This window comes from Micromonospora sp. WMMD729 (assembly GCF_049315225.1).
Classification (GTDB): Bacteria; Actinomycetota; Actinomycetes; order Mycobacteriales; family Micromonosporaceae; genus Micromonospora.
Window position 1 is genome coordinate 2,224,582 of record NZ_CP186059.1, and the last position, 12,385, is coordinate 2,236,966.

The 12,385-nt window shown below is 74.2% G+C and carries 11 protein-coding genes; 8 read left to right on the plus strand and 3 right to left on the minus strand.

The window, feature by feature from the left end; translation table 11 throughout:
- Positions 1–124: 124 nt before the first annotated feature.
- Positions 125–631, minus strand: a complete 507-nt coding sequence (locus ACN263_RS10235) for a PaaI family thioesterase (RefSeq protein WP_422739564.1) — start codon at positions 629–631, stop codon at positions 125–127.
- A 55-nt stretch (positions 632–686) separates the two neighbouring features.
- Here ACN263_RS10235 and ACN263_RS10240 point away from each other — a divergent pair, with 55 nt between their 5' ends.
- Together ACN263_RS10240 and ACN263_RS10245 are read left to right on the plus strand one after the other, a co-directional pair.
- On the plus strand, positions 687–1,163 hold the full coding sequence (locus ACN263_RS10240) for a winged helix-turn-helix transcriptional regulator (RefSeq protein ID WP_422739565.1): 477 nt from the start codon (positions 687–689) through the stop codon (positions 1,161–1,163).
- 323 nt (positions 1,164–1,486) lie between these two features.
- A complete protein-coding gene (locus ACN263_RS10245; protein WP_422739566.1) occupies positions 1,487–2,530 on the plus strand; it encodes a S1 family peptidase in 1,044 nt (347 codons plus the stop codon).
- 61 nt (positions 2,531–2,591) lie between these two features.
- On the opposite strand, the gene ACN263_RS10250 is transcribed toward ACN263_RS10245, so the two are convergent.
- Positions 2,592–3,311, minus strand: coding sequence for a DUF998 domain-containing protein (locus ACN263_RS10250; protein ID WP_422739567.1), 720 nt, complete (start codon positions 3,309–3,311; stop codon positions 2,592–2,594).
- Between the two features lie 154 nt (positions 3,312–3,465).
- Here ACN263_RS10250 and aspS point away from each other — a divergent pair, with 154 nt between their 5' ends.
- From aspS to ACN263_RS10270, 4 genes are all read left to right on the plus strand, one after another.
- A complete protein-coding gene (gene aspS, locus ACN263_RS10255; RefSeq protein WP_422739568.1) occupies positions 3,466–5,271 on the plus strand; it encodes an aspartate--tRNA ligase in 1,806 nt (601 codons plus the stop codon).
- Between the two features lie 94 nt (positions 5,272–5,365).
- Positions 5,366–6,175 (plus strand): SDR family oxidoreductase, encoded by an 810-nt coding sequence (locus ACN263_RS10260; RefSeq protein WP_422739569.1) that lies wholly within the window; start codon positions 5,366–5,368, stop codon positions 6,173–6,175.
- Between the two features lie 64 nt (positions 6,176–6,239).
- On the plus strand, positions 6,240–6,842 hold the full coding sequence (locus ACN263_RS10265; RefSeq protein ID WP_422739570.1) for an ArsR/SmtB family transcription factor: 603 nt from the start codon (positions 6,240–6,242) through the stop codon (positions 6,840–6,842).
- Positions 6,843–7,074: 232 nt separating this feature from the next.
- The gene (locus ACN263_RS10270) at positions 7,075–8,472 is read left to right on the plus strand and encodes an MFS transporter (RefSeq protein WP_422739571.1); all 1,398 of its coding nucleotides are present in this window, start codon (positions 7,075–7,077) and stop codon (positions 8,470–8,472) included.
- Here the strand turns inward: ACN263_RS10270 and ACN263_RS10275 are convergent.
- Positions 8,469–9,218, minus strand: coding sequence for a GNAT family N-acetyltransferase (locus ACN263_RS10275; protein ID WP_422739572.1), 750 nt, complete (start codon positions 9,216–9,218; stop codon positions 8,469–8,471). The genes ACN263_RS10270 and ACN263_RS10275 overlap by 4 nt on opposite strands.
- Positions 9,219–9,512: 294 nt before the next feature.
- Between ACN263_RS10275 and ACN263_RS10280 the strand changes: the two genes are divergently transcribed.
- Together ACN263_RS10280 and ACN263_RS10285 are read left to right on the plus strand one after the other, a co-directional pair.
- Complete coding sequence (locus ACN263_RS10280; protein WP_422739573.1) at positions 9,513–9,725, plus strand: hypothetical protein; 213 nt, start codon at positions 9,513–9,515, stop codon at positions 9,723–9,725.
- Positions 9,726–9,800: 75 nt separating this feature from the next.
- Complete coding sequence (locus ACN263_RS10285; protein WP_422739574.1) at positions 9,801–11,369, plus strand: replication-associated recombination protein A; 1,569 nt, start codon at positions 9,801–9,803, stop codon at positions 11,367–11,369.
- Positions 11,370–12,385: the final 1,016 nt, after the last annotated feature.

The window sequence follows — 12,385 nt, forward strand, 5'->3', positions numbered from 1 at the left end:
CCCCACCCCCGTCGATCTTGCACTTTCTGTTGTCACGAACCGGGGCACAGCCCGCGTTTCGGCGACAGGAACTGCAAGATCGACGGGGGTGGGGGGCGGGGGCGCGCCCGGGGTGGGGTGGGGGTCAGGGGAGGGGGAGGAGTAGGCAGGTGCTGGTGGCGTGGGCGACCAGGCGGCCTTGGGTGTCTGTCAGGCGGGCTTCGGCCAGGGCGGTGCGTCGGCCGCGTTGCAGGACCGTGCCCTCGCAGCGCAGCGTGCCGCTGGCGACGGTGACCGGGCGGAGGAACTTCACGTTCAGGTCCAGCGACGTGTAGCCGACCCCGGCGGGCAGCGTGGTGTGCACGGCGCAGGCGGCGGCGGTGTCCAGCAGGGTCGAGAGGACGCCGCCGTGCACGGTGCCCAGCGGGTTGTAGTGGAACTCCTGCGGGACCAGTTCGACGACGACCCGGCCCTCGTCGGCCTCCATGCGGGCCATGTCGAGCAGGTGCATCACCGGTGGCGCGGCCAGTTCCCCGGCGATCATCGCGCGCAGCATGTCGAGGCCGCTGCGCTGACCGACCTGCGCGGCGTTCGCGGCCGGATCCGACCAGGTGAAGGTACGGCTGCGCGCCGGCTCCTGAGTCTGTGTCATGGACGCAGCCTGGCAGCACGTTGCTGAGTCTGTCAACGAGACCTAGCCTGGTCGGATGAGGCCTGCGGCACTGGACTGGTCGGTGGAGAACTGCACCATCGCCCGCGCGATGGAGATCCTCGGCGAGCGGTGGACCATGGTGGTGCTGCGCGAGGTGTTCAGCGGCGTACGGCGCTTCGACGACATGCGGGTCCGCACCGGCATCCCGCGGCAGGTGCTCACCAGCCGGCTGACCCTGCTGGTCGAGCGGGGGGTCCTGCGCCGTGAGCCGTACCGGGAGCCCGGCAGCCGGCTGCGCCACGAGTACCGGCTGACGGAGATGGGCCTCGCCCTCTGGCCGGTGCTGGTCGCCGTGCTCGGTTGGGGCGACCGGTATCTGGCCGACCCCGAGGGCGCGCCGCTGCGGGTGGAGCACCGCGACTGCGGCGCCGAGGTACGCGCCGAGCTGCGCTGTGCCGACGGGCACCCGGTGCGGGACCCGCGCGACGTGCTGCCCCGCCCGGGGCCCGGCGCACGCCGTCGTACCCCCTGACGCCGCCGCCCGCCCGTACCGGCGCAGGCGTCCGGCGCGTGCGTCCGACCGTTGTGGCATCAACCGCCTCTGTCGCCCGGCGGTGTCCGAAAGGGATCCCGCGGTCTTCGCGGTGTGACGGCGGATGTCCGCGAGTGTGTCCGTGGTGTTGCGGCGGTGTCATCGGTGGCGGTCGACGAATTCGGGCGAAACCAGGTCTTGTCAATGATCTTAAGTATGTGAATACTTCAGTTCACTCGACCGGTTTTCGCAGATCGGCCGGGTTGCCCTCGGGTCAGCCACCCCCGGCCAGACCCGTCTCCCCCGCCCAGGAGGTTTGTTACATGCGACCCACGAGGTCCTCCTTCCGTGTTGCGGCGACCGTCGCCGTGACCGGAACCCTGGTCGTCGGCTCGCTCATCGGCGCACCCGCCCAGGCCGCCCCCGCCGCCTCGCCCGACGCCGGCGCCGCCCTCTCCGCCCAGCTCGGTGACCGCTCCGCCGGCTCGTACATCGACGCCAGCGGCAAGACCGTGGTCACGGTGACCGACGCCGCCGCCGCGCGTACGGCCAGCAAGGCCGGCGCGAGCGTCCGGTACGTCACCCGGGGCGCCGCCGAGCTCAACCGGGCCACCGCCGAGCTGGAGCGCTCGGCGAAGATCCCGGGCACCGCCTGGTGGAGCGACCCGGTCACCAACCAGGTGGTCGTCTCCGTCGACAGCACCGTCACCGGCGCCAAGCTGGAGCGGGTCAAGGCCGCCGCCGCGCGGGCCAACGGCGCGGTCCGGGTCGAGGCCGAGGCCGGCGTGCTGAGCACCCGGATCTCCGGTGGCCAGGCCATCTACACCGGCGGGTACCGCTGCTCGCTCGGCTTCAACGTGCGCAGCGGCAGCACCTACTACTTCCTGACCGCCGGGCACTGCACCAACCTCGGCACCAACTGGTACTCGAACTCGAGCCAGACCAGCCTGCTCGGCACCCGTACCGGCACCAGCTTCCCGGGCAACGACTACGGCATCGTGCGGCACAGCAACTCCGCGAACGCCGCCGGCAACGTCTACCTGTACAACGGCAGCTACCGGGACATCACCGGCGCCGGCAACGCTTCGGTCGGCCAGTCGGTGCAGCGCTCCGGCAGCACCACCGGCCTGCGCAGCGGCTCGGTGACCGCGACCAACGCCACGGTGAACTACGCCGAGGGCTCGGTCTCCGGCCTGATCCGCACCAACGTCTGCGCCGAGGGTGGCGACAGCGGTGGCTCGCTCTTCTCCGGCGGTACCGCGCTCGGCCTCACCTCCGGCGGCAGCGGCAACTGCAGCAGCGGCGGTACCACCTTCTTCCAGCCGGTCACCGAGGTGCTGAGCCGCTACGGCGTCAGCGTCTTCTGATCGACGTACCGCACGCGGGCCGCCGGGACTCCGGCGGCCCGCGTCGCGCGTCCGGGCCCGCTCACGCCAGCCGGTCGGGGCCGTCCGTCGGCAGCAGGGGATCCGGGGGTACGACACCGGTCGCCGGCAGGGCCGGTCCGAGCGGGGTGGCCCCGGCGGCGGCCCACGCGAGATGCGCCCGGCGGGCCGACAGCACCGCCAGCAGCGGCCAGAGCGAGACGCCCACCGCCGTCACCCGCTCGGCCAGCCCGGTCCGGGATCCGCTGCTCACCTCGAAGGCGAACCAGCCGAACAGGGCCAGCAGCACGAGTGTGGCGCTCAACGCCACGCCCCGCCGGAACGCCCAGGGCGGCTGCGGCGCCCGGGGATGCGCGGCGTCCGGGCCACGCGGCAGCCGCAGCGCCGACCCGGCCGGCCAGAGCGCCAACGCCAGCACGGCGACGGTCGCCACGATGCCGTGGCTGAGCGAGCCGCCGACCGTCGGCCGGGGAAAGGCGACGAGCGCGATGGTGGCCACGCCGCCGACGGCGAGCAGGAACCGGCTGGGCAGCCCGGCCGCGTGCAGCACCGCGGCGATCGCCAGGTAACAGCAGCCGAGCAGCACCAGGGCACTGATCATGATCCAGGCGTCGGTGGCGTCCGGCCCGGCCAGTTCGCTGATGGTGTCCCGGACGGGGTCGTACCCGGCGGGCTGCCGGGCGCCCGCGACCGTCCAGCCGCCCACCAGCAGCACCGGCGCGGCCACCGCCGTGGCGACGCCCCAGTTCGGTACGGCGCGCATCAGGTCACGCTAACCGGCGTCGGGCCCCGTCGCCCGGGGTTCGCCGGCTCGCCCACCAGCGAATCGGGCCGGCCTGACGGGTGCCCCGGAGCCGGGCCGGCCTTCCCTGACAGAATGCGGGTGAGGACTGTTCCACGATGAGGAGTTACCAGCCGTGATCCGTACCCACAATGCCGGAAGCCTGCGCGCCGCGGACGCCGGCTCGACGGTGACGCTCGCCGGGTGGGTGGCCCGCCGGCGCGACCACGGCGGTGTCATCTTCGTCGACCTGCGCGACGGCTCCGGCGTCGTGCAGGTGGTGTTCCGCGAGGAGGACGCGCACGCGCTGCGCAACGAGTTCTGCGTGAAGGTCACCGGCGAGGTGACCCGCCGCCCCGAGGGCAACGAGAACCCCGACCTGCCGACCGGCGAGGTCGAGGTGACCGCCGTCGCGCTGGAGGTGCTCTCCGAGGCCGCGCCGCTGCCGCTGCCGGTGGACGACCAGGTCGAGGCCGGTGACGACATCCGGCTCAAGTACCGCTACCTGGACCTGCGCCGCAGCGGCCCGGCGAACGCGCTGCGCCTGCGGTCGCGCGCCAGCCAGCTCGCCCGGGGCGTGCTGCACGAGCGGGACTTCCTGGAGATCGAGACGCCGACGCTGACCCGGTCGACCCCGGAGGGCGCCCGCGACTTCCTGGTGCCGGTGCGGTTGCAGCCCGGTAGCTGGTACGCGCTGCCGCAGTCGCCGCAGCTGTTCAAGCAGCTGCTGATGGTCGGCGGCATGGAGCGGTACTACCAGATCGCCCGCTGCTACCGGGACGAGGACTTCCGGGCCGACCGGCAGCCGGAGTTCACCCAGCTCGACATCGAGATGTCGTTCGTCACCGAGGACGACGTGATCGACCTCGGCGAGGCGATCGTCTCGGCGCTGTGGAAGGACCTGGCCGGGCACGAGATCACCCGGCCGATCCCGCGGATCACCTGGCACGACGCGATGGCCCGGTACGGCTCCGACAAGCCGGACCTGCGCTACGGCGTCGAGCTGACCGAGCTGACCGACTACCTGCGCGGCACCGAGTTCCGGGTGTTCGCCGGCGCGATCGACGCGGGCGGCTACGTGGGCGCGGTGGTGATGCCCGGTGGCGCGTCGCAGACCCGCAAGGAGCTGGACGGCTGGCAGGACTGGGCCAAGGCGCGCGGCGCGCGGGGCCTGGCGTACGTGGTGCTGGACGCCGAGACCGGCGAGGCGCGCGGCCCGGTGGCGAAGAACCTCTCCGCCGAGCACCTGGGCGGGCTCGCCGACGCGGTCGGCGCGAAGCCGGGCGACGCGGTCTTCTTCGCGGCGAGCACGAACACCCGGGAGGCGCAGGAGCTGCTGGGGGCGGCGCGGATCGAGATCGCCAAGCGCTCCGGCCTGATCGACGAGAGCGCCTGGGCGTTCTGCTGGGTGGTCGACGCGCCGATGTTCGAGCGTACCGACGAGGGCGGCTGGACGGCCGTGCACCACCCGTTCACCTCCCCGAACGCCGAGTGGGTGGACCGGTTCGAGGAGGCCCCCGACCGGGCCCTGGCGTACGCGTACGACATCGTCTGCAACGGCAACGAGATCGGCGGCGGCTCGATCCGTATCCACCGGGGCGACGTGCAGCAGCGGGTGTTCGACCTGCTCGGCATCACCCCCGAGGAGGCGCAGGACAAGTTCGGCTTCCTGCTGGAGGCGTTCAAGTACGGCGCACCGCCGCACGGCGGCATCGCGTTCGGCTGGGACCGGGTCTGCATGCTGCTGGCCGGCGCGGACTCCATCCGCGAGGTCATCGCGTTCCCGAAGACCCGGGGCGGCTTCGACCCGCTGACCGGCGCGCCGACGCCGATCACCGCCCAGCAGCGCACCGAGGCCGGCATCGACGCCAAGCCCAAGCCCGCGGCCACCGCCCACACCGGCACCGCCGGCCCCGCCGCCCCGGTGGCCGACCCGGTCTGACCCCCGACCCCTTCTTTGGTTGATCAAGAGGTCTGCGTCATCATCGCCCCGCGAGATGACGCAGACCTCTTGATCAACGGGGGAGTGGGTGGGCATGCGGGTACTTGTCGTCGGGGGTAGTGGGTTTCTCGGGCGGGAGGTGTGTCGGCGGGGCGTCGGCGTGGGGTTTTCGGTGGTCGGCACGTTCCACGGCGGTGACGTCGGTGTGCCGGGGGTCGTGGCGCGGCGGTTGGACGTGACCGACCGGGCCGCCGTGCGTGCGCTGGTCGCCGAGGTGCGGCCGGACGCCGTGGTCGCCACCTTCTACCGGTACGACGACTGGACGATCACCGCCGACGGCGCCGCGTACGTTGCGCTCGCCGCCGCCGAGGTGGGCGCCCGGCTGGTGCACCTGTCCAGTGACGCCCTGCACGGCGGCCGGCCCGAGCCGTACCTCGACGACGACCCGCCCAGCCCGATCAACGCGTACGGGGCCGCGAAGGCGGCGGCCGAGACCGCCGTACGGGCGATCGACCCGGGCGCGGCGCTGGTACGTACGTCGCTGATCCTGGGCGACGGCAGCAAGCAGATCCAGCTCTGCCGGGACGCGCTCGCCGGCCGGGCCGTCCTGTTCACCGACGAGGTCCGCTGCCCGATCGACGTCACCGACCTGGCCGACGCCGTGCTGGAGTTGGCCCGCTCGTCGTACGCCGGGCCGCTCAACGTGGCCGGTGCCGACACGGTCAGCCGGGCCGAGCTGGGCCTGCTGGTCGCCGAGCGGTTTGGGCTGCATGCGACCGGGTTGAAGACGACCACGGCCGCCGCCGTCGGCGTGGTGCGCCCCGGCGACGTACGCCTCGACTCCGACCGCGCGGCCGGTCTGCTGCGGACGCGCCTGCGGGGGGTACGCGAACTCCTGGCCTGACATCATGCACACTTTCTATGCACATCTCTTGTGCATAGAAAGTGTGCAGAGATAGTGTGCTCGTATGGATGCCACCCCCGGTCCCGCGAACAAACCGTCTGAACCCCGGCAGGTCCACCTCGACAGCCGGCAGGTCCGCACCCTGGCCCACCCGCTGCGCATGCGCCTGCTGGGCTCGCTGCGCGTCGACGGTCCGGCGACCGCCACCGCGTTGGCCGAGAAGCTGGGCACGAACACCGGCGCGACCAGCTACCACCTCCGGCAGCTCGCCGAGGTCGGGTTGGTGGCCGAGGACCCGGCCCGGGGCAGCGGCCGGCAGCGCTGGTGGCAGGCCGTGCACGACATCAGCAACTTCGAGCCCACCGACTTCGACGACGACCCGGACGCCCGGGCCGCTGTGCAGTGGATCCAGGGAGACCAGGTACGGCTGATGGCCGACCTGGCCGAGCGCTGGATGGGCGTCGAGCACCACCAGTCCCGCGAGTGGCGCGACGCCGCCGGCATGGGTGACCTGGTGCTGCCGCTCGATCCGGCCCGCCTGCGGGCGCTCAACGACGAGCTGTGGGCGGTGCTGATGCGCTACCGCGACCAGCCCGCCCCGGAGGGGGACGTCAAGCCGGTGCACCTGTTCGTCGCCGGTTTCCCGCGGTTGGAGGAGCGCTGGTGAGCGCGAGGAGTGAGCCGGGTTTGCGAGCCCCGCAGTCGCGAGCGCAGGTGGTCTGGTGAGCGCGAGGAGTGAGCCGGGTTTGCGAGCCCCGCAGTCGCGAGTGGAGGTGGTCTGGTGAGCGCGAGGAGTGAGCCGGGTTTGCGAGCCCCGCAGTCGCGAGTGGAGGTGGTCTGGTGAGCGCGAGGAGTGAGCCGGGTTTGCGAGCCCCGCAGTCGCGAGTGGAGGTGACGTCGTGAGCGCCCTCTCCGTACGCCAGGTCCGGCGTCGTTACCTCACGCTGTACGGCCTGCGCTGGCTGCCCACCGGCCTGATGGTCCCGGTGATGATCCTGCTGATGCAGGAGCGCGGCCTGTCGCTGCCGCAGATCGGCCTGGTCACCACCGCGCAGGGGTTGCTGGTGCTCGCGCTGGAGCTGCCCACCGGTGGGTTCGCCGACGCCCTCGGGCGCAAGCCGGTCCTGCTCGCCGCCGGAGTCCTCAACCTCGCCTCCCTCGCGGTGTTCACGGTGGCCGACTCGTTCGCGCTGTTCTTCCTGGTCTGGGCCCTGCAGGGCATCTACCGGGCGCTCGACAGCGGCCCCCTGGAGTCCTGGTACGTCGACGCCACGCTGGCCGCCGACCGGCAGGCCGAGTACGAGCGCGGCCTCGGGTACGCCGGCACCATCGTCGGCGTCGCCATCGGCGGCGGGGCCCTGCTCAGCGGTGGCCTGGTCGCGCTCGGTCCACTCGGGCCGGTCAGCGCGCTCACCGTGCCGGTGCTGGCCGCGATCGTCGCGCAGGCGGTGGCGCTCGGCACGTTGCTGGTCCTGCTGGTCGAGGAGCGCCCGGCCACCGGCGTCGCGGCGGTGCGCGCGTCGGTGATGCAGGCGCCCCGCATGATCGGCCAGGCGATGGGCCTGCTGCGCCGATCCCGGGTGCTGCTCGCCCTGGTGGCGGTGGAGCTGTTCTGGGGCTTCGGCATGGTCACCTTCGAGTCGCTGCTGCCGGTCCGGCTCGCCGAGGTGGTCGGCGACCCGGAACGCGCCGCCGCGCTGCTCGGGCCGGCCAGCTCCGCCGCCTGGATCGCCAACGCGGCCGGCGCGGCGCTCACCCCGCTGCTGCTGCGCTGGCCCGGTGCGGCGCCCGGGGCGGCCCTGCTGCGCATCCTGCAGGGAGCGACCGTCGTCGGGATGGGGCTGCTCGCCGGCCCGGTCGGGGTGATCGTCGCCTACCTGGCCTGCTACGCCGTGCACGGCGTGTCGAACCCGCTGCACAGCGGCCTGCTGCACCGCCAGGTCGACGGCCCGTACCGGACCAGCGTGCTCTCGTTGAACTCGATGATGGGTCAGCCGGCGGCCGCGCTCGGCGGGGTGGTGCTCACCGCGGTCGCGGCCGCCACCAGCGTGGGTACGGCGATGGTGGTCGGCGCGGTCGTGCTGGCCGTCGCCGCGCCGCTGTACGTGCCCGCCTGGCGGGCCGACCGGCGAGCGGCGGCGGGCTCGGCCGGTGCGGTGGCGGGCGGGGTCGCCGTGGATCCGCCTCGCCCGCGAGGTGGGGGTGTGGACCCCGCCGGCCCCGCTGGCGGCGGTGTGGAGCCGACGGGCGGCGGCGTGGGCCCGACCGTGGTCGCCGAGCCGGTCGAGCGGCGTTAGCGCTCGGGGCCGAGGCGGATCGAGGTGCGGGTCAGGGTGCTGGTGAAGCCGAGGCGGCGGTAGAGCCGCACCGCCCCGACGTTGTCCGGGTAGACACCGAGCGCGACGGTGTCGTGCCGGGACAGCAGTGCCCGGGTCATCCCGGCGGTCAGCGCCGCGCCCAGCCCTTGGCCCCGCTGGTCGGGGGCGACGGTCAGACCGGCCAGGAACCCGATGTCACCCCGGCTGCGGTCCGCGCCGCAGGCCACCAGCTCGTCGCCGGACCGGATGCCGTACCAGTCGACGACCGTCGGGTCGCCCGGGCGGGTGGTGGTGGTCGGGAACGACCGGTCCACGAGCGTCTCCAGCGCAGGGCGGTCGGCGTCGGTCAGCCGGACGACCCGCTGCTCGTCCGGCTGCTGCGGGGGAGCGACGGTGGTCCAGTGGAAGTCCCAGTCGACGTGCTGCGCCACCGCCACCCGCCCGATCGCCAGGGCGGGGTCGAACCGGGGCAGGTGCAGCCGGTTCCCCGGCCGCAGCAGCCCTTCGGCGATCAGTGCGGCGCAGAGGTCCAGTGCTGGGCCGGCGGCGCCCACGGCGTCGGCGCCGAAGCCGCGCTCGGGAGGCAACAACCACAGCACGGCGCCGTCGCGTTGCCAGCCACGCGCCGGAATGCCCGGCGAGAGCGAGTGCCGGACGAACGGGTGCCCGCCGGCGGCGGCCAGGATCGTGGCCCGGTCGTGCAGCTCCTGGTCCTCGATGATCATGAGACCAGCCTAGAAGCCGGCGTACGGCCGACCGCGCCGGCCCAGGGATGCGCCCCATTCGCACCTCGCGCGGGTGCCGTAGGCCCAAGATCGTCACAACTTCGGGGATGGTGCTGCTTCGCACGCGCCGGAGACAGCAATATCGCCGAAGTTGCGCGGATCTTGACAGCGGCCCTGGCGACGCGGCGGCCCGAGCGGCACGGGCGTGCGGTCGATCCACGGTGGAGATTGGCGAGTCGACCGATTGGGTACATCACGCGCCGACCTACTGGGAACCCCCACCGGAGGACCGACATGTTCGCCATTCTCGCGGCCATCGTCTTTGGCTTCGCCCTGCTGCTGGACCTGCTCGACACCGACTTCGGCGCGCCCGACCTGTTCAACTGGAACACCCTCGTGCTCATCGGCCTCTTCCTGCTCGCGCTCTACCTGGGCGGCGTCGGCAGCGGGCCGCGGGGCAGTGGTGGCGGTCGCTGGTACCGGGGTCGCCGCCCCGGTCGTGGCTGACCGAGACCGATCAGCGAAGGCCCGGCCCGTAGCGCGATTCCGGCGTCTCGGGTCGGGCCCGGTACTGTCTTCGTGATGGAGTCCGACGCTCTCTTCTCCCTCGGTGCACCCACCGGGTCGCGTGCCGCGCCCGAGGGTCCCGCCGGTGTCGACGGCTTCACTCCGGTAGCGGACGATTCGCCCCTGCCTGTCCGCATGCGACCCGCGAGCCTGGACGAGTTGATCGGACAGGACCATCTGCTCGCCCCCGGCGCGCCGCTGCGGCAACTGGTCTCCGGCGGTGCGCCGATGTCGGTCATCCTCTGGGGGCCGCCCGGTAGCGGCAAGACGACAATCGCGCACCTGGTGGCCGGCGCCACCGACCGCCGCTTCGTCGCCATGTCGGCGCTCTCCGCCGGCGTCAAGGACGTCCGTGCGGTGATCGAGACGGCCCGTCGCCAGCGCCGTTCGGGCGGCCCGCAGACGGTGCTGTTCATCGACGAGGTGCACCGGTTCAGCAAGACCCAGCAGGATTCGCTGCTCGCCGCCGTCGAGGACCGTACGGTCACGCTCCTCGCGGCGACCACCGAGAACCCGTACTTCTCGGTCATCTCGCCGCTGCTCTCGCGGTGCGTGCTGCTCACCCTGCAACCGCTCGACGACGACGCCGTACGCGGCCTGCTGCGGCGCGCGGTCACCGACGAGCGCGGCCTGGGCGGCACGCTCACCCTGGCCACCGACGCCGAGGACCACCTCGTCCGGCTCGCCGCCGGTGACGTCCGCAAGGCGCTGACCGCGCTGGAGGCGGCGGCGGCCTCCGCCACGGCTCTCGGTGCCGGGCGGATCGACCTGGCCACCGCCGAGCAGGCGGTCGACGTGGCGGCGGTGCGCTACGACCGCGACGGCGACGCCCACTACGACGTGGTCAGCGCCTTCATCAAGAGCATGCGCGGCTCGGACGTGGACGCCGCGGTGCACTGGCTGGCCCGGATGCTGGTCGCCGGGGAGGACGCCCGGTTCATCGCCCGCCGGCTGGTCATCTTCGCCAGCGAGGATGTGGGCATGGCCGACCCGACCGCACTGAGCGTGGCCACCGCCGCCGCGCACGCGGTCGAGTACGTCGGCCTGCCCGAGGCGCAGCTCAACCTGGCCCAGGCCGTGATCCACCTGGCCACCGCGCCGAAGTCGAACTCGGCCACCACCGCGATCGGCGCCGCCATCGCCGACGTCCGGGCCGGTCGGGGTGGCCCGGTGCCCCGGGGGCTGCGCGACGCGCACTACGCCGGCGCGCGCGGGCTGGGTCACGGCACCGGGTACCGCTACCCGCACGACGACCAGCGCGGCGTGCTCACCCAGCAGTACGTCCCCGACGACCTGGTGGGCGTGGACTACTACCAGCCCGGCCCGCACGGGGCGGAACGGTCCGTGGCGACGCGGCTGCCGCTGCTGCGCCGGATCGTACGCGGGCTGCCGGTCCCACCGGCCCGTCCGGAAGGTCCGGCCGCCGGATCGCCCGCGACAGCCACGCCGGCCGCGGGGGAACCGGTAACGCCGCAGCCCGCGACGGCGCTTGCTGGTCGGAACGGCCGGGCGGCCACGGACGTGGACGGTGCCGGCACGACGCAGGACGGCGGCACGAACGCCGCAGGAGAGGGTCAACAGTGAGATCGCGTGGTGCGGACCGCCCCGACGAGGGCCCGGACGAGCGGCGTGATCCCCGCGCCAAGGGCCGCCGTTGGGGTCGAGGCCGAGCCGAGGCCGAGCCGGAGGAGCCGGTAGCCGGCGAGGAGTTCGGCTGGATCGACGATCTGCGCTCGGCCAAGCAGCAACGGGGCGAGTTGGGCCCGGACGGGGTCCCGACCGAGCCCGCGCCCCCGCGTGCCGGCGTGCCGGCGCCTCCGGACGCGCCGCCCGGCCCGCGCCGGCCGGACGCCGAGGCCGCCGGCCCGCGCCGGCCCGTCGACGGACCCTGGCCCGGCGAGGCGCCCCCGCCCGGTCGTCGTCCGGACGCCCGCCCGCCCGCCGACCGGACGCCGGTCGAGCGCCCGCGTGAGCCCGGACCGGCCGGCGCCCCCGGCCAACCGGCGCCGCGTGGCACCCAGCCGGTGCCCGGCGCCGACCCGCGCGCCGCCGCGGGACCCCGCACGCCGCCGGCCGGCCGCCCGGGCGGCGTCGACCCGGCCGACACCGCCGGCCCTCGCGCCAGAGGCGTCGACCCGCGCGACCCGGCCGGCCCCCGACCGAGGGGCGGCGTTCCCGCCGGCCCCGCGCGAGCACGACCGACCGTGGGGCCGTCCGGCCCGCCCCCGGTCCCACCGGTCGTCGGCACTCCAACCGGCCCCCGTCCCGAGGTGGCCGCGCCGGCCGGTCGGGCGGAGGCCGTGCCTCCGCTGCGCCGGCCCGAGGCCGTACCGCCGGGCCGTCCACCCGCGCCTGAGCCGGGTCCGGGCGGCCGGCCGCTCGGCGGTGACGGCCCGCAGCCCGGACGACGTACGCCCGACCCGGCCCGACCCGCCGCCGGTGGCGCCGCCCGCTTCGACGGACCCGTGTCCGGTGTCGCCGCGCAGGTCGCCGACGGTCTGCGACCCGACCCGGCGGTCGTCGACGACCCGCGTACGGCCCGCCGCCGTCCCGGGCCGGTCGACCCGGGAGCGCCGGAGCCGCCCCGCCCCGCCGGGGGC